The organism is Exiguobacterium sp. s193 (genome assembly GCF_018618755.1).
Classification (GTDB): Bacteria; Bacillota; Bacilli; order Exiguobacteriales; family Exiguobacteriaceae; genus Exiguobacterium_A.
Genome location: NZ_JACSMR010000010.1, coordinates 39,879 through 61,443, shown reverse-complemented (window position 1 = coordinate 61,443; position 21,565 = coordinate 39,879). Strand labels below are relative to the sequence as shown.

General features: G+C 47.4%; 21 protein-coding genes and 1 riboswitch. Of the genes, 13 read left to right on the top strand and 8 right to left on the bottom strand.

The annotated features are described in order from the left end of the window. Window positions 1–8 precede the first annotated feature (8 nt). Genes KNQ04_RS11960 through KNQ04_RS11950 form a run of 3 tightly spaced genes read left to right on the top strand, consistent with a single transcriptional unit; the run spans window position 9 to window position 2,980 of the window. Window positions 9–722, top strand: coding sequence for an IspD/TarI family cytidylyltransferase (locus tag KNQ04_RS11960; RefSeq protein ID WP_214850990.1), 714 nt, complete (start codon window positions 9–11; stop codon window positions 720–722). Next, entirely contained in the window at window positions 719–1,744 is a 1,026-nt protein-coding gene (locus KNQ04_RS11955) for a ribitol-5-phosphate dehydrogenase (protein WP_214850989.1), read from the top strand. The genes KNQ04_RS11960 and KNQ04_RS11955 overlap by 4 nt, the downstream gene beginning before the upstream one ends. A gap of 30 nt (window positions 1,745–1,774) precedes the next feature. Then, window positions 1,775–2,980: a CDP-glycerol glycerophosphotransferase family protein gene (locus KNQ04_RS11950; protein ID WP_214850988.1), complete on the top strand. Its 1,206-nt coding sequence runs from the start codon at window positions 1,775–1,777 to the stop codon at window positions 2,978–2,980. A gap of 236 nt (window positions 2,981–3,216) precedes the next feature. Here KNQ04_RS11950 and KNQ04_RS11945 read toward each other — a convergent pair whose 3' ends face one another. From KNQ04_RS11945 to KNQ04_RS11930, 4 genes are all read right to left on the bottom strand, one after another. Continuing rightward, a complete protein-coding gene (locus KNQ04_RS11945) occupies window positions 3,217–3,774 on the bottom strand; it encodes a nitroreductase family protein (protein ID WP_214850986.1) in 558 nt (185 codons plus the stop codon). Window positions 3,775–3,901: 127 nt separating this feature from the next. Continuing rightward, the gene (locus KNQ04_RS11940) at window positions 3,902–4,444 is read right to left on the bottom strand and encodes a hypothetical protein (protein WP_214850985.1); all 543 of its coding nucleotides are present in this window, start codon (window positions 4,442–4,444) and stop codon (window positions 3,902–3,904) included. Window positions 4,445–4,566: 122 nt separating this feature from the next. Continuing rightward, window positions 4,567–6,261: a DHA2 family efflux MFS transporter permease subunit gene (locus tag KNQ04_RS11935; protein ID WP_214850984.1), complete on the bottom strand. Its 1,695-nt coding sequence runs from the start codon at window positions 6,259–6,261 to the stop codon at window positions 4,567–4,569. A 12-nt stretch (window positions 6,262–6,273) separates the two neighbouring features. Then, window positions 6,274–6,930 carry an HlyD family secretion protein gene (locus tag KNQ04_RS11930; protein WP_214850983.1) on the bottom strand — a complete coding sequence of 219 codons (657 nt, stop codon included), beginning with the start codon at window positions 6,928–6,930 and terminating at the stop codon, window positions 6,274–6,276. A 193-nt stretch (window positions 6,931–7,123) separates the two neighbouring features. Between KNQ04_RS11930 and KNQ04_RS11925 the strand changes: the two genes are divergently transcribed. Next, window positions 7,124–7,738, top strand: coding sequence for a TetR/AcrR family transcriptional regulator (locus KNQ04_RS11925; RefSeq protein WP_214850982.1), 615 nt, complete (start codon window positions 7,124–7,126; stop codon window positions 7,736–7,738). A 45-nt stretch (window positions 7,739–7,783) separates the two neighbouring features. Here KNQ04_RS11925 and KNQ04_RS11920 read toward each other — a convergent pair whose 3' ends face one another. Together KNQ04_RS11920 and KNQ04_RS11915 are read right to left on the bottom strand one after the other, a co-directional pair. Further along, complete coding sequence (locus KNQ04_RS11920) at window positions 7,784–8,887, bottom strand: GGDEF domain-containing protein (protein ID WP_251137024.1); 1,104 nt, start codon at window positions 8,885–8,887, stop codon at window positions 7,784–7,786. Window positions 8,888–9,032: 145 nt separating this feature from the next. Next, on the bottom strand, window positions 9,033–9,488 hold the full coding sequence (locus tag KNQ04_RS11915; RefSeq protein ID WP_214850981.1) for a MarR family winged helix-turn-helix transcriptional regulator: 456 nt from the start codon (window positions 9,486–9,488) through the stop codon (window positions 9,033–9,035). A 164-nt stretch (window positions 9,489–9,652) separates the two neighbouring features. Further along, a riboswitch (Lysine riboswitch) is annotated at window positions 9,653–9,837 on the top strand. A gap of 113 nt (window positions 9,838–9,950) precedes the next feature. Between KNQ04_RS11915 and KNQ04_RS11910 the strand changes: the two genes are divergently transcribed. The 5 genes from KNQ04_RS11910 (at window position 9,951) to KNQ04_RS11890 (ending at window position 16,479) form a co-directional block, all read left to right on the top strand. Next, window positions 9,951–11,435 carry an amino acid permease gene (locus tag KNQ04_RS11910; RefSeq protein WP_214850980.1) on the top strand — a complete coding sequence of 495 codons (1,485 nt, stop codon included), beginning with the start codon at window positions 9,951–9,953 and terminating at the stop codon, window positions 11,433–11,435. Between the two features lie 665 nt (window positions 11,436–12,100). Continuing rightward, window positions 12,101–13,861, top strand: coding sequence for a solute:sodium symporter family transporter (locus KNQ04_RS11905; protein WP_214850979.1), 1,761 nt, complete (start codon window positions 12,101–12,103; stop codon window positions 13,859–13,861). Between the two features lie 56 nt (window positions 13,862–13,917). Then, a complete protein-coding gene (locus KNQ04_RS11900) occupies window positions 13,918–14,100 on the top strand; it encodes a hypothetical protein (protein ID WP_029332347.1) in 183 nt (60 codons plus the stop codon). Between the two features lie 71 nt (window positions 14,101–14,171). Next, window positions 14,172–15,119: a peptide-methionine (S)-S-oxide reductase MsrA gene (msrA, locus tag KNQ04_RS11895; RefSeq protein WP_214850977.1), complete on the top strand. Its 948-nt coding sequence runs from the start codon at window positions 14,172–14,174 to the stop codon at window positions 15,117–15,119. Window positions 15,120–15,189: 70 nt separating this feature from the next. Beyond that, window positions 15,190–16,479 (top strand): DUF2252 domain-containing protein, encoded by a 1,290-nt coding sequence (locus KNQ04_RS11890; protein WP_214850976.1) that lies wholly within the window; start codon window positions 15,190–15,192, stop codon window positions 16,477–16,479. 85 nt (window positions 16,480–16,564) lie between these two features. Here KNQ04_RS11890 and KNQ04_RS11885 read toward each other — a convergent pair whose 3' ends face one another. Further along, complete coding sequence (locus KNQ04_RS11885; protein ID WP_214850975.1) at window positions 16,565–18,223, bottom strand: glycerol-3-phosphate dehydrogenase/oxidase; 1,659 nt, start codon at window positions 18,221–18,223, stop codon at window positions 16,565–16,567. 36 nt (window positions 18,224–18,259) lie between these two features. Next, window positions 18,260–19,225, bottom strand: a complete 966-nt coding sequence (locus KNQ04_RS11880; RefSeq protein ID WP_214850974.1) for a Gfo/Idh/MocA family oxidoreductase — start codon at window positions 19,223–19,225, stop codon at window positions 18,260–18,262. Between the two features lie 56 nt (window positions 19,226–19,281). On the opposite strand from KNQ04_RS11880, the gene KNQ04_RS11875 reads away from it, so the two are divergent. The 4 genes from KNQ04_RS11875 (at window position 19,282) to KNQ04_RS11860 (ending at window position 21,430) form a co-directional block, all read left to right on the top strand. Beyond that, entirely contained in the window at window positions 19,282–19,548 is a 267-nt protein-coding gene (locus KNQ04_RS11875; RefSeq protein WP_214850973.1) for a DUF5327 family protein, read from the top strand. A 56-nt stretch (window positions 19,549–19,604) separates the two neighbouring features. Continuing rightward, the gene (locus KNQ04_RS11870; protein WP_214850972.1) at window positions 19,605–20,255 is read left to right on the top strand and encodes an SDR family NAD(P)-dependent oxidoreductase; all 651 of its coding nucleotides are present in this window, start codon (window positions 19,605–19,607) and stop codon (window positions 20,253–20,255) included. Further along, window positions 20,252–20,605, top strand: a complete 354-nt coding sequence (locus KNQ04_RS11865; protein ID WP_214850971.1) for a thiol-disulfide oxidoreductase DCC family protein — start codon at window positions 20,252–20,254, stop codon at window positions 20,603–20,605. The genes KNQ04_RS11870 and KNQ04_RS11865 overlap by 4 nt, the downstream gene beginning before the upstream one ends. A 78-nt stretch (window positions 20,606–20,683) precedes the next feature. Next, window positions 20,684–21,430, top strand: a complete 747-nt coding sequence (locus KNQ04_RS11860; RefSeq protein ID WP_251137023.1) for a thermonuclease family protein — start codon at window positions 20,684–20,686, stop codon at window positions 21,428–21,430. Window positions 21,431–21,565 lie beyond the last annotated feature (135 nt).

The following is a 21,565-nucleotide window of genomic DNA, read 5'->3' as shown; positions in this document are numbered from 1 at the left end:
GATACAAGATGATTTATGCAGCAATTTTAGCTGGGGGTAAAGGAACACGCATGGGGAACGTCGATCGTCCGAAACAATTTCTTTCGATTGGGGAGCGCCCGATTCTCGTCCATACGGTTGAAAAGTTTTTATTGAATGACGATTTCGACCGCGTCATCATCGTGACGCCAACTGCTTGGATTAACTACACACGTGACATTCTTGAAAAATACATTGGTCAAGATGAGCGAATCGTCATCACAGCAGGCGGAAACGACCGTAATGAATCTATCATGGCTGCGATTAACTGGATCGAAGAAAAAAATGGCATCACAGACGAAGATATCATCGTCACGCACGATGCGGTCCGTCCATTCTTGACACACCGTATCATCAAGGAAAATATTTCGACAGCGCTCGAGTATGGTGCGTGTGATACCGTCATTTCAGCCATCGATACGATCGTTTCTTCGACGGATGGAAAAACGATTACAGACATTCCGGTCCGTGATCAAATGTACCAAGGACAAACACCACAAAGTTTCCAAATCACGAAGCTTAAATCACACTATGAAGCGCTATCTACAGAAGAACGTGCGATCTTGACGGATGCCTGTAAGATTCTCTTGCTGAAAGGCGAAGATGTTGCACTCGTCACAGGCGAACTCTTCAACATCAAAGTCACGACACCTTATGATTTACGTATTGCTAACGCAATCCTGAAGGAGCGGATTAACCAATGATTAACCAAGTCTACCAACTCGTTGCACCTCGCCAAATCGAGGTGACGTACGATGAGCGGTCATTGAAGTCTGATCGTGTTGTCGTCCGACCGACTTACTTGTCGATTTGTCATGCGGACCAACGTTACTTTACAGGCAGCCGCAGTGCGGAAGTACTTGCAAAAAAATTACCGATGGCGATGATTCATGAAGGAATCGGAAAAGTCGTTCATGACCCGTCAGGTACGTTCGCAAAAGGAACACTTGTCGCGATGGTACCGAATACGCCGTCTGAGACGGACGACATCATCGGCGAAAACTATTTGCGGACAAGCCGTTTCCGTTCGAGTGGATATGACGGGTACATGCAAGATTACGTCTTCATTCAAGCAGATCGTCTCGTCGAAGTACCAGCAGATCTCAATCCAGAAGTCGCAGCCTTTACGGAACTCGTCAGCGTCGCGGTTCATGCGGTAACTCGTTTCGACCAAATCGCACATGCACGCCGCGAGACGTTCGGGATTTGGGGAGATGGAAACCTCGGATTCATCACAGCGTTATTGTTACGCAAACTGTATCCGGACGCGAAATTATATGTCTTCGGAAAAACCCAATCGAAACTCGATTATTTCTCATTCGCGGATGAGACGTACCATATCGATCAAATTCCGGCAGATGTCTCTTTCAATCATGGTTTTGAATGTGTCGGCGGCATCGGGAGCCAGTATGCGATCAATCAGATGATTGATTACATCATCCCGGAAGGAACGATGGCATTACTTGGTGTGTCGGAAGAACCGGTCGCTGTAAACACGCGGATGATTCTTGAAAAGGGATTGCGTGTCTACGGATCGAGCCGCAGTACACCAACCGACTTCGCACGGACGATGGAATTGTATCAAACGTATCCAGATATTCCGGAATACTTGTCGAACTTAGTCGCAGGTGTGTTCCAAATTCGTCAAATCGAAGACATCCACCGGGCATTCGAAAGTGATTTAACGAATCGTTTCGGAAAAACGGTCATGGAATGGTCGATGTAATATAAGTAGAAGCACCAGAAGGGATCACACATGAAACAAAAAATACGGTTAATTCAACGCCGGACGGTACATTATCTGCTCGTCATCACCTATTGGCTCGCGAGACGATTGCCGCTCAATCCCAAAAAAGTCGTGTTTGCGACGTATCGTTCTGACAAGTTAGTCGATAACTTCCGGGCGGTCTATGACGAGCTCGAGAGCCGAAATCTCGGATACACGTATGTGTTCCTATTGAAACGGTTCCCGCAAGGTTTACTCGGACAAATCAAGTATGTCTTCCATATGATGCGGGCGACGTACGAACTCGCGACGGCACGCTACTTCATCATCGATGATTACTACTATCCGGTCTATGTCACACCGCTCCGGAAAGGAACAGAAGTCATTCAACTTTGGCATGCGTGTGGCGCCTTCAAAAAATTTGGATACAGTGTCCTTGATAAATCCTATTCGCCGGACGACGACTATTTGAAGATGGTACAGATTCACCGAAACTATTCAAAGGTCTACGTCTCAGGTACGGCTTGTATTGCACCGTATGCTGAAGCATTCGGGATGGACGCAGCACGTGTTTATCCACTCGGTGTCCCACGGACGGATCAACTTTTAAATCCTGCCCGTAAAGCGCAAGTTGAACAGAACCTGTATGCTGCACATCCAGAGTGGCGCTCGAAGAAAATCATTCTTCTTGCTCCGACTTTCCGTGGCAACGGTCAGACGACGGCACATTATGATGAAGAATTAGATTTTGAACAGTTCCGTCAAGAACTGGGCAGTGACTATATCTTATTGTTACGGATGCATCCGTTCGTGCTCAATCGGCCGGTTGTCCCGGCTGAATTTTCTGACCAAATCATCGATATGACGGATTATCCCGATATCAATGATTTGATGCAGATTTCAGACATTCTCGTCACGGATTACTCGTCCGTCATCTTTGAGTTTGCGTTACTCAAAAAGCCGATGATTTTCCTCGTCAACGATTTGACGTCGTATAAGGAAGAGCGAGACTTTTATTTCCCGTATGAATCATTTGTCCCGGGACCGATTGTTTCCTCATTCAACGAGGTCATCGCTTGGGTTAAGCAGGGGCAGTTCGAGTCGGAGAAGATTGAGGAATTCGCTCGCCAATTCTTTACGTATCAAGATGGACAAGCGACGAAACGGATTGTCGATCATCTGTTAGGTGAGGTTCAGCCAGCTAAAGTCGTGTCTGAGCGAACGACGCTTGTCTAAAAATAATGCTTATGGAAGTCCATGTGATTTTCCGCTTTTCACAAGGCGGCGGATCATGTGGACTTTTTTTATTCCGTTTAATGAATATACTCTGCTAGGGAAGGTGAAAAGTGTAAAAGAAAAAGCGATTATTTCATCAACTTCGTTTGGGGGAGAAGTTGTAAAATAATCGCTTATGACTGTATAAATGGGGCTTGATTGGCGCGAGCAGGGGTAGCTCGCAGGATGCGCACTTCTTAAAAGTGCGTTAACTTTTCACGGGCGGGTGTCCGTTTTTTTAGTGGTGGAATCATCGCGGGCCAACCGAGTTGGATGACACCGGCAACACGCTCTTCATCGTTTGCTCCGACAAGTGTCGCATACTCATCCGTAAACCAGTGTTTTCCGCTTTTCCAACAGCTCCCTAAGCCAAGCTCAGACGCAAGCAGTTGAATGTTTTGGATCATCGCGGCGGTCGCAAGTAAGTCTTCCGTCTGCTGATCGTCCGTTCCTTGGACTTGATAGAGAACGGTCAGGTAAACGGGCACTTCACTGAATTTTTCTTTTGCAGCGCGTCGTTGCTCGTCTGTCTTTTGGTCGAATTGACCGCGTGCTTCGAGGAGCGTCATCAACTGTTCGACATAACGAACTTGTCCTTCACCAATTGCGAGAATGAAACGCCATGGTTCGCGTAACTTATGATTCGGCGCATAAATCGCGGCCTCTAAAATCTCTTCGATCATTTCGGACGGAACGGGTTGATCGGTGTAAGCACGGACCGAACGTCGTTCTAAAATGAGTTGTCGTGTATTCATCACTATCATCTCCTGATCTAAGTACTCTTAAAATATAAATGATAACGATTATCATTGTCAACGTTAATTTTTAAAAATAAAACGAACCGCGCTTCTTTTTAGGGAAAACATCGATTCGTTCATCTCGTCATTGTTCTTTATTAGAGCCGACGGCAAGTTTTTTCTTAATCTGACGCAGGCGGATTAATGCGACTAAATAATGTGCAAAGTAAATCGTGAAGCCAAAGAAAATGGGGATCGCAAGACTCATTTGTACGCCGGGGACAGCGGTTAAGTTGATATAAAGCAAAACCGTCATCGAGACCGTATAGAGACACGCTTCGAGCAGCTGGGGCATGATCCGTTTACGTTTTAAGAAAAATGACCGGACGAGCGGCAAGATGATCAGGCTAACGAGACGGTCGATCAGACCGATCACAAGGACGCTGATGACAATCGACAGACCACCTTCGAACCGTAAGAGGTTCGGGAAAACATAATACGAGACAAGGACGAGCGGACCGACCAGTAAGAAAATCGAGACCGAAGCACGGAAAAAGACGAACAGACCATTGATACTCGTTAGAAAGGCACGCGTGATTTTTTGCGACCATGAAAGGGACGGTCGTCCAACCTGCCACGCGAAGCAACAGGCGAAGATGAACGCGTAAAATTGAAGGAAGGCAACCATAAAGCATCTCCTTTTGATATAAACTCAATGAACCTAGTGTAGCGATATTACGAAAGAAGTGCAAAGATGAACGATTAAAAAGCCAGCTGACGATGTGCCGTCAACTGGCTTTACAAGACACGTTAATCTAAATTCGGTTCTTTTTTTCCATGAAGGAAAAATGACAAGATGAGTGCGAGCGCGGACAAGACGGTCGCCACCCAAAAGGCATCGGTGATTCCACTGATTGTCGCTTGTTTCGTCAATTGTGTTAACCAACTGACGGAAGCGGCTTGTGGGCTACCAAGCTGTTGTCCGAGCTCACCAAGGTGTTGCGAGAGCGTCGGGTCAAGCGTCGTAAACTGGTTGGCGTCGTCTGCTAAGTGCGCCGTCGTTTGACGGGTCATGACCGTGACGAGAATCGCAGTTCCGATTGACCCAGCGACTTGGCGCAACGTGTTTTGTGTCGCATTCCCGTGCGGAATCATCTTCATCGGTAAGGCATTCATGCCGGCCGTCATGATCGGCATCATGATGAAGGCCATCCCGAAGGACCGAAGTACGTAGATACCCATGATGGAATTGTAAGACGTGTTCATGTCGAGCTGTGTCAATTCCCATGTCCCGTATGTCATCAACGTCAAACCGAAGATGGCAAGCGGTCGGATGCCGAACCGGTCGAACAGCCGTCCGGCGAATGGACCAGTGACTCCCATGATCAATGATCCAGGCAGTAACAAGAGACCCGAATCGACTGGAGAAAAACCGCGGATGCTCTGCAAGTAAATCGGGAGGAGCAACATGCCGCCGAACAATGCCATCGTGACGATGACATTGATGAAGAGCGTAAAGGAAAACTCCGGTACTTTCAAAACACGGATGTTGAGCATCGGGTCGTCCATCGCGAGTTCACGCAGTGCGAAGGCTGCAATCCCGAGAAGTCCGATGACGATCGTACTGATGACGACGGGACTATCCCAGCCATCGTTTCCTGCTTCACTGAATCCGTACAGGAGACTACCAAAACCGATCGTACTGAAGAGAACACCGAGTGCGTCGAACTTTGGTTTCGACAACGGTTGGACAAGTTTGAACCAGGCAAGACCAAGTAACAGCGTCAAGAGACCGAAGAAGGCCATCGCATAAAACATGACATGCCAATCGTAGTTTTGAATGACGTACCCAGTGATGGTCGGTCCGACCGCAGGGGCAAGGATCATCGCGATTCCGAGCATGCCCATCGCAGCTCCCCGTTTATGGGGTGGGAACAGCGTCATGAAGACGTTTGTACCGAGCGGCATCAAGACACCCGCTCCGGCGGCTTGGACCACACGTCCAATCATCATGACGGGGAAGTTCATCGCCATCGAACAGATGACGGATCCGAAGAAAAACAACGTCATCGAGACGAGGAACAGGCGGCGGAACGTATAGCTCCGCATGAGAAAGGCACTGATTGGAATCAAAATCCCGTTGACGAGCATGAATCCGGTCGTCAACCATTGCGCCGTCGACGTCGAGACGTTGAAGTCATTGATTAAAACAGGTAAGGCGACGTTGATTAACGTTTGGTTTAAAATCGCGATGAACATCCCGATCAAGAGGACGGTCAACACTTTTGGAATACTGATATTTTCAGTCGAAATCGTCGCCCGTTCTCGCGGTGCAGGAGCGGCAGGAATCGCGCCAGTCGCTTCTGCTTCAATGATTGTCTCATCAAGGGCCGGTCCTTCTGCGCCAACTACCCGCGGTTGACGTGTCCGGCGTGCAATCAAGTTGACCGCAAGGAACGTGACGACCATGAATGCAATATATCCAAAGAGGAAGGTCGTAGACATAAGCGTCCCTCCTTAATCCTTATGAATGCGGACGGTCACATTCATACCAGGGCGAATGTCGAGTGATTTTTCTTGTGAGAGCGAAACCTTCACAGGAATCACTTGAGCGACTTTTGTATAGTTGGCATTTCCGTTTGAAGAAGGCATCATCGAGAACGTGCCGGCTGTTGTCATACCGATTTGTTCGACTTCACCTGAAAGTGTCGTATCCGGGTAGCTGTCGACATAAACATCGACGGTTTGACCGACTTTGACTTCATCGATTTCTGTTTCTTCGACATTTGCTGTGACCCATAATTCATTTAAGTTAAATCCGTAAGCGAGCGGTGTGCCAGCACCAACAAAACCGTTCTCTGTCGCCATCGACTGAACGACGGTTGCTTTTGCCGGCATTTCGATTGACGCATCGACCGGCTTTTGACCGGCTTGTGCCATCATGACGTGGCCGAGTGTCGCCCCGTTATCGAGTGTTTGACCTGTTTTTGCCGTCCAGTCCGTAAGTTTACCAGCACCCGGACTAGCAATCGTAATCATCTTGCCATCGATTTTGGCATTTTCTGTTTTGACGTAACTTGTTGCTTGATCGTAATAATAGTAACCAATCGCGCCACCACCAATTAAAACGACAAGCGTTAAAATATTGATGATTAATAATTTCTTCATGTTCATAAGTGAGTTGCATCCTTTCCGTTACCTGTCTGCCTCTAGGTTTGCTGCATAAAAAAAACTCCGCTAGAGGGAGGAGTAATTAATATAGTTAATTATATGGACGGAAGGAAAACAAACAACCAACAATTTCCGACAAAATGTTGGAAAAGTCCTTGTTAGCGGATACAATACACAAAAAGGAGCTGAATATCAGATGAATCCGTCACGCGATCCACGACCTAAACGTTCACGTGAACGTATTACAACAGAACTTTTTCGTCTGCTCGAACATCATTCCTTTTCGACGATTACCGTCAAAATGCTGACAGATGGGGCTCACATCAACCGTTCGACATTTTATGCCCATTATAAAGATAAATACGATTTGCTCGACCAAATCGTCGATGAACAGATGACCACGCTCGCAGAAGCGATTCGCATTACAGGTGGACAACCATCTGAACCGCCGACAGTCGAGCGGGTCAGTCGCTACTTTGCCCGTCTGTTCATTCATATCGAACAAAATGAACGCTTTTACCGGACGATGTTGTTACAAGTCCCGATTAAAACGTTTATCTCCCGTTTCTTAGATACGCTGAAGGAAAACTACCGTCTCGCTTTCCGTGAGACGACAACGAACATCTCGATGCTCGTCGATCGCGACCTTTTACTCAACTATGTCATCGGCGGTCAACTCGGTCTCTTGATGTCGTGGTTACGAAACAATCGTCCCTATTCTTCCGAATATATGGCGAATCAGCTCAGTCAGATGATTGTATTCGGTACGGTCGAAAGTATCGGTTTTCCGAAAGTTCTACCGGAGCAGTAAAAAAAAGCTCCTTCCCGTGTAATCAGGGGAGGAGCTGCTTCCGAGTCATGCTTGGCGGAATTCGAGTTGCTTTGAATAAATCGTACTTCGGTTGCGACCGCTCTCTTTTGAATAGTAGAGAGCTTTATCCGCTTGTTGTAACGCTTCAAGTGACGTATGCGAACCGCTCGAATGTGCGATTCCGAGTGATATCGTAATTTGAAGATCTGGATTGCTTGTCGTCGGGAACAGGTTGCGGGCGACCGTCGTCCGTGCGATTTCGGCAATTTTTTTCGCATCGGTCAGCGAAGTATTCGGTAAGATGATTAGAAATTCTTCGCCACCATACCGGCCGACTAAGTCATCTGGTCGCACGAGTGTCGCGAGTGTCGTGCCAAGCTGGCGTAAGACATCGTCTCCTGCATCATGCCCATATGTATCATTGACGTGCTTGAAGAAATCGATATCGATCAAGATGAGTGAATAGCCATTGTCGTCTGATCCGACAAGTGAGAGTGAATCATCCAGACGGCGCCGATTCGCAAGCCCTGTTAAGGCATCAGTCATTGCGAGACGTTGCTGGTATTGAATATTTTCAAAGTGACGTCGAAGTTCAGTCAAAAGACGGAAGGTGACGAGTGCAGCAAGTAAGTTAAAGAAAATATAGGAAATTGAAACCTTAAAGAATGTTCCCCAACTATTTGTCAGCGCATAGATAGCGGGTAGGGAATAAAGAATCCCGATTCCTGTCATCAATTCAAAAGATGCTAAGGTCATCCGTAAAAACTTACGTGCAATACCAATCGTCAAGATGAAGAGACTGATGATGACGGACGCAAGGATGGCACCTTCGATTTGGTCAATCGGCGTGATTAAAAACCGTGTCCCGATGATCATGATGCCTGTGACAAGCGCACTTGGCAAACCACCGAAGAAGGTGGCGATCACGACGGGGATAATCCGTAAATCAATCCGGGCGACATCGATTTGAATGCTATTGAACATGAGCAGCACAGCGATGGCACCGGCGACGACACCTAAAATCAGTCGTGTCGCGAGGCTGGCGTTTGGCGTAACGCGCGGTTGATTACGAAAAGGTAAAAATAAGAGTGTAATCGTTGTAAACAATAAACAAAAATTTATGATGAAGTTATTCATAATTGATAACAAATCCTCCAAACTCCTTCAGAAGCATATTTCCAATAATATACTTTGAGTATACTCACTCTACTAACGGTATGGCAGTATAAAATGTTTAGAAAAAAAAGAAAAACAGATGATGTAAACTGTTTTCCTTTAGCACGCGTATAACTTATTAATTTGATGAGGGTACTTCTTCATCCATCGTCGCGAGGATTTTATCGAACACATGAATCATCGTGTTCAATTCTTCTTCAGTTAAGGTACCGAAACGTTCTTGTAAATACGTGCGGCGAACAATTTCTAAATTTCGAAATGCGGCTTCTCCCTCATCTGTCAAGGCGAGCACGATGGAACGGCGATCTTCCGTCGAACGCGTCCGAGTGACGAAACCGGTTTTATAGAGTTTGTCTGTCAGTGCAGTGACTTGGCTTGTCGCGAGCTCAAATTGTTCCGCGAGCAATGTCGGACGCTGAGGCCCGTTCTCTGACAAACTACGCAAAATGAAGAATTCACTGCGTGTGGCAGTGCCTTCAAAGAGTCGGTTCAATTCCCGACGCAACGTCCGGAGGATAACACGCATTTGTTCTTCTAAACGATATGTCAATTGGTCATGTTGTTCTTGTGGCATACGAGCAACATCCTTTCTGTACGAGCTTCTACCATTTAGTGTACTAAAAATATCGGAATTTTACTATGAAGAGGGGGAGTAAACTAAAATATAAATTGACAAACAAGAAACACTTTATGTAATATGTCGAAGTAATGAATAAACTGAATTAGTTCTCACTCAACCAGTGGGATGGAGGTTGCGATTCTTATGAGTCGGGTTACGGATGTCGTCAAGCGACAGAGGAAGTAGCTCAAAAGGAAGGATTGCCGAAGTCGGTGGCTGCTTTGAACGTCATCGATTGGGATTAGATCAAACAGGTCTAATACTGTCACAAGTCGGGTATGACTTGTGGGGAGCTATCTTTCACGACGGTAGAATGAGACGCATCATCGATATGTTGCGTTCTCATCTTCCTCTTGGAAGGTGAGGGCGCTTTTTTGCGTCCTCTCAAAAAAATATAAAAAGAGAGAAGCGACAGACATGAACAATTTACAACAGCAAAAACAACAATCCCTTGATTCCACAGCAGAAGGACTGCAACGTGGACTTCAAGCCCGACATATGTCGATGATTGCGATTGGCGGAGCAATCGGGACAGGATTATTCATCGCGTCAGGTGCTTCAGTCGCTGCGGCAGGACCGGGTGGGGCATTACTTTCCTACTCGATCGTCGGATTGATGGTCTACTTCTTGATGACGAGCCTCGGTGAGATGGCCGCGTACATGCCGGTCGCAGGATCATTTTCGACGTACGGGACGAAGTTCGTCGATCCTTCATTCGGCTTTGCTTTAGGCTGGAACTATTGGTACAACTGGGCCGTCACGATTGCCGTTGAACTCGTCGCGGCACAAATCGTCATGCACTACTGGTTCCCAGACATTCCGGGTGTCTATTTCAGCGCCTTATTTTTAATTTTGATGGTTGGCTTAAATTATTTTTCAGTCAAAGGTTTCGGGGAAGCCGAGTATTGGTTCGCGATGATTAAGGTCGTCACGGTCATCATCTTTTTGATTGTCGGTGTTGCGATGATCTTTGGTCTCTTCACATCGGAACCACCGACTGGGTTCAAAAACTTTGGCTTAGGTGATGCCCCGTTCGTCGGAGGAATTCCGGCCGTCATCGGTATCATTCTTGTCGCGGGCTTCAGCTTCCAAGGGACGGAGCTCGTCGGTATTGCTGCTGGCGAGTCAGAAGATCCGGAAAAAAATGTCCCGAAAGCGGTCAAACAGGTGTTTTGGCGGATTTTATTGTTTTATGTATTTGCGATTTTTGTCATCGGAATGTTGATTCCGTATACAAGTCCGAACCTTGTCTCAAATGATATTACGGATGTCGCCGTCAGCCCGTTCACACTCGTCTTTGAAAAAGCAGGACTCGTATTTGCTGCCGCATTAATGAATGCCGTCATCTTGACGTCCGTCTTGTCAGCCGGGAACTCCGGCATGTACGCCTCGACGCGGATGCTTTACACACTGGCACGGCAAGGTGATGCACCGAAACTGTTTGCGAAAGTCTCAAAAAACGGTGTGCCGCGGAATGCGCTACTCGCGACCGGGGCAATTGGTGCGCTTTGTTTCTTGACGTCGATGTTCGGCGGGCAAGTCTATCTTTGGTTACTGAATGCTTCCGGAATGACAGGATTTATCGCTTGGCTCGGTATCGCAATCAGTCATTACCGTTTCCGGAAAGGATTCGTCGCCCAAGGCCATGCGTTAAGTGACTTACCGTATGTTGCACCGGCATTCCCGTTTGGTCCGTTGTTCGCATTTGGACTGTGTTTCCTTGTAATCATCGGTCAGAACTATGCCGCGTTCCTCGCCGATCAAATTGACTGGGTAGGAATTGCAGCAACGTATATCGGGATCCCGTTGTTCCTCGTCTTCTGGCTCGGACATAAAGTCAAACACCGGACATCGGTTGTCCGGTATGATGAGATGGAGTTTCCGAAACATCCGAAAAAATAATAGGATAAGATAAAGCACCCTCTCGCTTGCGAGAGGGTCAGCGTGTAGACAAACGCTTATGAAGCGTGAAAATACGATAACGAGAGACAATCCGGTCGCGCTTCCCTGTCTCGCCTCGTCTTCAAAGCGGCAATCGATCACGCCGCTACAGCAAAGCTGCAGGGTCGCGACCGATTGCTTTTCGCGGTTCTAAGCGATGCGAGACGGATTGCTCCCTAAACCGTTTGCATGACTGAATTTCCGTCATAGTGTTACCTAAAATGCGTCACGTTTCGTTGACTCCTACGGGGAAAAGTGCGTTTTTAACGCACGTTCAGAGGCAGGCAAGACCCTGCTCGTTGTCCGTGAGGATCAAGGAGCAACGGCTTGCGCCTCGCCCGAGGAAAGCAACGAAAAAAGACGCTTGATCTCCCGATGGCACTTTGTCTACAGCCTGACCCTCTCGCTTGCGAGAGGGTTTTGTGTGTAAAAAAAACGAGTAGTTATCAAAAGACTTTTTTAGTTCCTTTCGATGAGATGCCCCATCAAGTATGTCGATCCGTCATTGCATTATTTCTTTTTAACAATTTTATTTTTATTTAAAAATATTGTTTCAAAAAAGTAAAAACAAGGAATTAATTTTGTACAGAAAACTTACTAAATCATTAGGATGGAGGAAGTGTGGAATGAGTACATATGAATTGATTTTGACACTCGGTTCGGCAGCCTTTTTTATGGCACTTGTCGCGTATGTGTCCTATCGGCTGACGCGAGGGAAGGAACAGGGGGTGGATGAATACTTTTTAGCAGGCCGTGGACTAAGTGGGATTTTTATTGCCGGGTCGTTACTCCTGACCAATCTTTCGGCAGAACAGCTGATCGGTTTGAATGGTCAGTCGTTCATGGGAAACATGTCGAGTATGGCATGGGAAGTCACGGCAGGATTTGCTGCCATCATCATGGCGATTTATCTGTTGCCTAAGTTTTTAGGGATGGGGATTTCGACATTACCTGAATTTTTAAGTCACCGTTACGATGAGACAGTCCGCCGGATGACGGTCCTCTTATTCTTACTTGGCTACATGTGCGTAACGATTCCATCGATGCTGTATTCCGGCGGGATTGCGGTTTTGCAATTGTTTAACGTTCCTGAATTATTTGGACTGAGCTATACACAATCGTTGTGGCTCGTCATTTGGATTGTCGGAATCATCGGGGCCATTTATGCAATTTTTGGAGGTTTGCGTGCTGTTGCCGTCTCCGATACGTTGAATGGGATCGGTCTTGTGATTATCGGTTTCCTCGTTCCGATTCTCGGCTTTTTTGCACTCGGGGACGGAAACATGGTCGACGGGATGAAGCGTCTTGCGACGACACACCCTGAAAAGTTGAATGCAATCGGGTCGTCAACCGATGCTGTACCATTCTTTTCGATTTTCACGGGGATTTTGTTTGCAAATCTCTTCTATTGGTCACTTAATCAATATGTGATTCAGCGTGTGCTTGGAGCAAAGGACTTAAAAGAAGGACAAAAGGGTGTCTTGATGACAGGATTCCTCAAATTACTCGTTCCCGTCTTCATGTTGATTCCGGGTGTGATTGCATATCATCTCTATGGAGACAATCTGGCGAGTGGCGACTTGTCCTATCCGAAGCTGATCACCGAGTTGCTTCCGGTCTCATTGATGGGATTCTTTTTAGCCGTCTTGCTAGGAGCAGTATTTAGTTCATTCAATTCACTTTTGAACAGTATCGCGACGTTGTTCGTGCTTGATATTTATCGTCCTGTCTTTGCGAAGGAGGCGACTGACCGACAATTGATTCGTGTCAGTAAAATCTTCGGAACGATTGTTGCCTTGATTTCTTTTGTCGTCGCTCCATTCTTAATGTATGCACCGGATGGTCTCTGGAGTTTGATTCGCCAGTTCACAGGATTTTTCAACATTCCGATTCTTGTCATCGTCATGATGGGCATGCTCGTGCGGACGATTCCGCCGATTGCTGCCAAAATCGTCATTGTGTTTCACGTCATTGCCTACTACTTCTTTGTTTTTGGATTGAAACAGTTGTTTGGAATCAATCACGGTATCAGCTTCATCCATGGATACGGGATTTTGTTGGTGATTGAGGCATCCTTCATGTGGTTCATGGGAAAATACCGACCTGCTGTGCCGACAATCAGTCGTCGGCCGGTGCGGACGACGGGGATGACACCTTGGAAATACGCGATGCCGGTTTCGGTCTTACTCGTATCAAGTATCATCATGATGTACGTGCTCTTCTCGAAAATAGGACTCGCCTATCCGGAAGGCATTGTTTCAGGCTGGTTCTGGCCGATCACGCTTGTCTTAGGCGGCGGAACGGTCTTCCTCTGGCGCTTCGCCTTGAAGTCGTGGCATACGCGGTATACGACCTATCTCGAGGAAGAGTACGAACAAGCGGAATAAGTTCACTGTTCGCGTCCCAAATCGATTAAGATAAAAGAAAAACGGAGGCGAGCATCGTGAACTACTGGTACCACTTTAAACGGGCATTCATCCCGATCGCGATTTTATTGATTACATTAGCGATTTATCAAATGATTTATCGCATGAATAACATCTGGTATTCGCTCGGCGGATTGATTTTAGTTTTTGCAGCGATTTATTTTGTCATGCGGCGCCTGAAGGCGAACCCGGAAGATTGAGTGAGCAAGATAGTAGGGACATGCTTTAAAAAGCAGTAGACTAAAGAGATAGAAAGAGGAGGGGAAGATAGATGGCAAAAGCAATATTCGCAGGTGGTTGTTTCTGGTGTATGGTCAAACCGTTTCATAAGTATGATGGTGTCGACCAAGTAATTTCTGGCTACACCGGTGGTCATACAGAGAACCCGACCTATAAAGAAGTTTGTTCTGAGACGACGGGACATCTCGAAGCAGTCGAGGTGACATACGATCCGTCCGTCATCACATATGAAGAATTACTTGAAGTATTTTGGCGTCAAATCGATCCGACTGATGGTGGTGGTCAGTTTAACGACCGAGGTCAGTCGTATGAACCCGCTATTTTTTATGTCGATGAAGCGCAAAAACAAGCAGCGGAACAATCGAAAGCAGCACTCGACGCTTCTGGTCGCTTCTCAAAACCGGTTGCCGTCGACATCCGTCCGGCAGCACCATTTTGGCCAGCAGAAGATTACCATCAGGATTACTACAAAAAAAATCCGTTCCGTTATCAAATGTATAGTGTTGGATCGGGGCGTGCCAAGTTCGTCAAAGAAGCGTGGAAAGATCAAGGTAAGGAGCAGGAACTGAAACAACGTTTAACACCCATCCAGTATAAAGTGACACAAGAGAGCGGGACAGAACCAGCTTTCCGAAATGAATACTGGGATGAAGAACGTCCGGGACTCTATGTCGATATCGTCGACGGAACACCACTTTTCACGTCAAAAGATAAATTTAACTCGAGTTGTGGATGGCCAAGTTTCGCGAAGCCAATCGCAGAAGATAAGATGGAAGTGAATCTCGACACGACGCATGGCATGACGCGGACTGAAGTTCGTTCAGCTGATGCTGATAGTCACCTCGGTCACATCTTTGATGATGGTCCAAAAGAACTCGGTGGGCTTCGTTACTGCATCAATTCAGCTGCTCTCCGGTTCATTCCGTTAGAAGAGCTTGATTCTGCAGGATATGGGGAATATAAAAAACACTTCGAGTAAGTAAAATCAAAAGGCAGCAAAACGAATTCGTTTTGGCTGCCTTTTTTAAAAGCGAAAAGGAGGTCATAGGATGTTTACGACAGTGTATGATGACATTCGACAGATGACAATTGCCAAAGTATTGGACTTTTATGACGATGAAATCCGTCGACTCGATGAAGCATCGCGCAGACAAAAATACGAGAAAATGAGTCAAAGTCCGTTTCTGTTTTTTCGTGGCAGCTCTCATTTATTTTACTATGATTTGACGCGGATTCCATTAGGATTCGACACACCGAGTGAGACGCCGACATGGATTCAAGGCGATCTCCACTTTGAAAACTTTGGTGTCCATGGAAACGCAAAAGGAGAAATCATTTACGACGTCAATGACTTCGATGAGGGATATCTCGGTTCGTATCTTTACGATTTGATTCGGATGGCCGTCTCTGTCCAACTGTTCGCAGAAGAGGTCGGTTATGATGCGGAACCGGCGATTGCCGCTTACATTCAACACTACTTACAGGACCTTCGTAAATATGCAGAAGGAAAAAATCCGAGCGACGTTTGTTTTACGGTCGACAACACGAAAGGACCGATTCGGAAGTTAATTAAAAAAGCAGAAAAAAAGAAAACAGAATTACTTGGAGAACGGACAGCTGTAGTGGAGGGACATCGAAAATTCCTTGATTTACCGGATATGAAGCCGGTCAGTGCAGAGACATATGCAGCGATTGAAGCGGTCTGGCCGTCCTACATGAATTCAATCGATAAAAATGACCGACGGGACGAGGATTTTTATGTCATTAAAGACATCGTCCATAAATTAGATAGTGGGACTGCCTCGATTGGTCTGGAACGTTACTATATTTTGATTAATGGCGGAGGGAAGGGTCAGCCGGACGTCATTCTTGAGATGAAACAGGCACAATCCGCCGTTCCGTCCCTGTTCGTTCCGGTCTACCGGGAAGATGTCGAGACTGTTCATCAAGGATTACGTGTCATAACCTCTCAAAAAGCGATGCAAGCGTATGAAGACCCGCATCTCGGATATGTGACGATGAATCAAAAAGAATATTACATTCGTGAACGGTCACCGTATAAAAAGAAATTGAAGGCGAAGCATATCAAAAATCAAGACGACCTTGAAAATGTCCTATCGATTCAAGGACGGATTACCGCAAAAATCCATGCAAGTGCTGATATGGATGCAGGCATTAACGCAACGGTCCTCACCCATCACGCCGATGTTGCAATCATTGAAGCGATAGGAGAGTCAGAACAGGTTTTCCTTCAACAAATTCAACGCTGGTCAAATGCTTATGCCGCACGAACGAAGCTAGATTTTCAAGTGTTCTTGAACTGGATCGTTAGTCGATAAGAAGATGGTCTTCTTGGAACCGGAAAAAGGCAGGAGATACCGAAGTGAACTTCGGCTTCTCCTGCCTTTTTAAGATGATGATTTTTTAAGAAGGAACTGAACTTTTTACACGCACAGCGTCGAACTCACGTTTGATGCTTTCATTCGCTTTCGCTTCTTCTTCAGGTGACCAACCGAGTTCACTACGCATGAGAGCGAGCACGCCGTCAGCATATTTTTCAGCATTCGGGTAATCGAAGAAGACGGCGGATGCCCGGCGATTCAAGAAATCACCCGGTTGCATGACGAGTTCGGCTTCGAGGCCGTAAAGCAATGCACCGAACCAGTGAAGAGGTAACTGATACCGTTCCGCTTCACTGCCACGTGAACGAATGAGTTCATATACCCGTTCGACGTTCGTTCCATAACGTTGGATGAGCCATGTCGTCTCACCCGGCGAGAGACCGAGGGCTTCGCCTTTCGGTTGTTGCTCTTTCAAGTAGCGGGCAAACCCTTTACTACCGTCTTTATGTCCGCCGCCAAGCAAGATATGACGTGTCCGTGATTCAAGATAGATGCGATTTTCTTCTTTTTTGAACTGTTCCGCTACCATGTTGATGATGCGTTCCGCCATTTTCCGGTAACCGGTCAGCTTACCGCCGGCGATTGACATCAAGCCGGATTTCGAGACGAAGATTTCATCTTTACGCGAGAGTTCACTCGGATCTTTACCATCTTCATGAATCAATGGACGGAGACCAGACCACGTTGATTCGACGTGTTCCGGGCGAAGCTCGACATTAAACATATCGTTCGTCGCTTTTAAGATATAATCGCGGTCTTCTTCCGTGACTCCAGGCTCGAGAATGTCACCTTTGTAGTTCGTGTCGGTCGTCCCGACATACGTTTTTCCTTCACGTGGAATCGCGAAAATCATCCGTCCGTCCGAAACATCGAAATAGACGGCTTGACGGAGCGGGAAATCAGCTTGATCGATGACAAGGTGAATCCCTTTCGTCAGGTGTAACGACTTACCGGACTTCGAACCATCTTGTTCCCGTAGTTCATCGACCCATGGACCTGTCGCGTTGATGATTTTTTTTGCGCGAATCGTATATGTCCGGTCCGTTAACAGATCCCGGACTTCGACACCGACGACTTTGCCGTTATGGTAGACGAGCGACTCGGCTTTCGTATAGTTGACGGGGCGACCACCGTAGCTGATGGCAGCTTTTAAGACTTCCATCGTCAAGCGGGCATCGTCCGTTTTGTATTCGACGTAGCGTCCGCCGCCGACGAGGTGTTCCGAACGGAGGAGCGGTTCATAACCAAGCGTTTCTTCTTTCGACAGCATCGTTCTCCGTTCATTGCGTCGTACACCAGCGAGTTGGTCGTAGACGCGTAACCCGATGGAAGTTGAAAAACTTCCGAACGTCCCGCCCTCGACGAGCGGTAACATCATCCACTCCGGCGTCGTGACGTGAGGTGCGTTCTCATACACGATTTCCCGCTCTTTTCCGACTTCTGCGACGAGCTTGATTTCGAATTGTTTGAGATAACGTAGACCGCCGTGGACGAGTTTCGTTGAGCGACTTGATGTCCCCTCAGCAAAGTCCTGCATTTCAATTAAGCCCGTACGCATACCGCGACTTTGTGCATCGAGTAAAATCCCAGCACCCGTGATGCCACCCCCGATGACTAATACATCTAACAGTTCTTGTCCCATTTCTTCTAACCATGCCGTGCGTTCCGTACTTGAAAACATGAATAGTTCCCCCTGTTCATAATGAAGTGGACTGAATTACTCTACTGTTATCCATGTACCCTCTTTTGCACTTTTTTGAGCATAATCAATGATTTTCATGACAAACAAGGCTTGTTCCGTCGTCACGGCGAGTGGCGCTTCGTTGCGAATCGCCCGTGCGAGGTCCCCGTAATACGTAGTGGAAGGCTTGAGGAAAGGGCGCTCTTCAGCAGGTTGTTCCGGAAGTCCGAATGTATAAGTGGACCGTTCCGTATCAACGACATCAACGAAATAACTCGCTTTCGTTCCATGGACGCTCAAGGAACGTCCGGGCATTGGGACGAGTGAGCCGATATGCAAAATGGCACGACGGGACCCGAAAGCAAGAATTAGGTGCGTGTAATCGTCGACAGGACCGTCGATTCGCTGGATGGCTTGATCACAAAAGACACGATCCGGTCGTTCGTCGAATAGGACAAGAGCTTGGTCGATTAAATGTGACCCTAAATCATACAGGAGTCCGGCACCCGGAACGCCTTGTTCCCGCCAGCGTTCCCGGACCGTCGGACGATAACGGTCATAATGGGCTTCGAACGTCTGGACGTCCCCGAGTTCCCCCGTTCGAACGAGTTCGAGCAACGTCTCGAAGTCTTTTTTGTAACGGCGGTTATGATAAACTGTCAGTAAGCGATTCTGTCGACGGGCAAGCTCCGTTAACTCATCTGCTTCAGCAAGCGTCACCGTAAACGGTTTTTCGACGAGCACATGACAATTGGCTTCTAACGCAAGCCGGGCAAGCGGATAATGTTCCGCATTGGGTGTCGCGATGACAACGAGATCAATCGTTTCTGCGGCAAGAAGCGTTTCGAGTGTCGCGTAAACCGGCACATCCGGATAGCTTTGTGCCACTGCATCCGGGCGGCTCGACTGAACAGCGACAAGTTGATAATCAGGCGATGCAATATAGGGGGCATGTAAGTGTTCTCCGGCAAGACCAAATCCAACTAAAGCAGTACGAATCATAAGGACACTTCCTTTTCGGTTAGTCCCTTCAATTTAGCACAAGTGAGGTGAATAAGATGATTACAGAACAACAAGTCATTGAAAAAATGCGGCAGACGATGGCAAAAATCGAACAGACGAGCGGGACGGCACAGGTCGAGCAACTAGCGACAATGAAAGCATACTGTGAGCTGTTGCTTGATCAACCGGGCACACCGGTAGCAAACATCGTGCGTCCACAGACAGCTCCGGCAGCAAAACCGGACGTCGATCCGATGCTCGCACGCTTTATGGGTGTTGCGCAAGAAGATGAACAGAAAGGTCCGTCATTACTCGATTTTTGACTAAACGTCCCGTTTTTTGGGAATACAATGGACAGACAAGTCATAGGAGGGAAAGTATGAAAACAGCAATCATCATTGGAGCAGGTCCGGGAAATGGCGTCGAAATCAGTAAGCGATTCGGGAAAGAGGGCTTTCAGATCGTCTGCGCGGCACGTACACAAGAAACACTTGCCGCTGTCGTCACAGAATTGAAAGAGCACGGCATTGAAGCAGTCGGTGTCGAATGTGATGCGTCACGCCGGGCAGATATCGCCTCACTCGTCGAATGGACGAAAGAACAATACGGACAAATCGACGTACTCGTCTATAATGCATCGATTCTTCACCAGGCATCGGTACTTGATGTCACGGCAGAACAAATCACGAAAGAGTTTGAAATCGATGTCCTCGGGGCACTCGATGCTGCACAGCTCGTTGCGCCAGATATGGTCGAACGGCAAGACGGAGCCATCTTAATCACAGGTGGTGGGGCTGCACTGCATGCAATCAAATCGTTACCTGGACTATCAATCGGGAAAGCGGGCGTCCGTCAACTGACGCACATGCTGCATGATACGTTAAAAGAAAATAACGTCTACGTCGGGACGGTCACGATTGCCGGAGAAGTCAAGCGTGGGACGGCACTCGATCCCGTCAATGTCGCCGAAGCCTTCTATACGCTTTATTCGAACCGGACGGACGTCGAAAAAGTTTTGTCGGCAGAATGAAACAGTTAACCGTCTACTACGATGGTCTGTGTCCGCTCTGTCAAAAATCGAAACGGCTCCTTGAGCGTGTCGATCGTTTCCGGCAGTTGACGTTTTCCGATGCGCGACGGATGCCGGTGGAACAACAACCACGACTGCTTGAACGGATGCATGTCGAAACCGAGCAAGGGGTCCGGTATCCAGGAATCGAAGGCATTCGTCTGTTGACGAAGACACTCCCATTCCTGTTACCGCTAGCTCCATTCGTCTCGTTATCGATTGGCTTACGAATCGGAGCGCCACTCTATGACCGGGTCGCGAAAAACCGCGTCATTCCAATGAGTTGTACGACAGAGTGTTCCATCAATTGATACATTTAGCGAAGCGCCGGCGCATAAGGTCGGCGTTTTTTGAGTGGACAGGTGAACGGATGAAAGAGGAGGGGCATGATGAGCTTTTGGATGAAGGCATTGATGCTGGTCGGACTTTTGTTCAGTACGGGCTGTGCCTTAGAGTCAGATCAGGAAACAGAAACGAAGTTCGGTATCGCACAACCGGATGATACGAAAGCCACGCAAGTGACCGTCGAGCGGGTCGTCGACGGCGATACGATTAAAGTCCGTTTGCCAAATGGGAAAATTGAAGATGTTCGTTTTTTATTGATCGATACGCCAGAGACGGTCAATCCGGAAAAACCGGTTCAGCCGTTTGGTCCGGAAGCCTCGGACTTCACGAAAGAACTCTTACCAAAAGGCAGTGATATCATCATCGAACGGGATCACTCAACGGCGGATCGATATGGTCGTCTGCTTGCCTATGTCTGGGTTGATGGTAAGATGGTCAATCAAGAATTATTACGTCAAGGACTTGCGCGCGTTGCTTATATTTATGAACCGGATACGCGGTATGTCGAAACGTTCCAAGACATTGAACAAGAAGCGAAAGTAACAAAAAAAGGGATTTGGGAAACACCGGGTTACGCGACGAATCGGGGGTTTGACGAAACGGCCTTGCAAAAGAAACCGACTTCTTCGGCAAAAAGTCAGTGTGAAGACATCAAAGGAAATATCAACCGGCAAGGAGATAAGATTTATCATGTCAAAGGCGGACGTTCTTACGCGGACGTCAAGCCTGAAGAAATGTTCTGTAGCGAACAGGAAGCGAAACAAGCCGGTTTTCGACGCGCTGCGAATTAATGATGCACGCCCGATAAGAGTTTGTCCCTTATTGCCTGAAGGGGCCGATGCTACAGGCGCTTCAAACTCAAATTTCATGACGGACATTTCCGTCCTACGCAAACGAAACGCCGATGATCCCGTTTTTCATGGAAT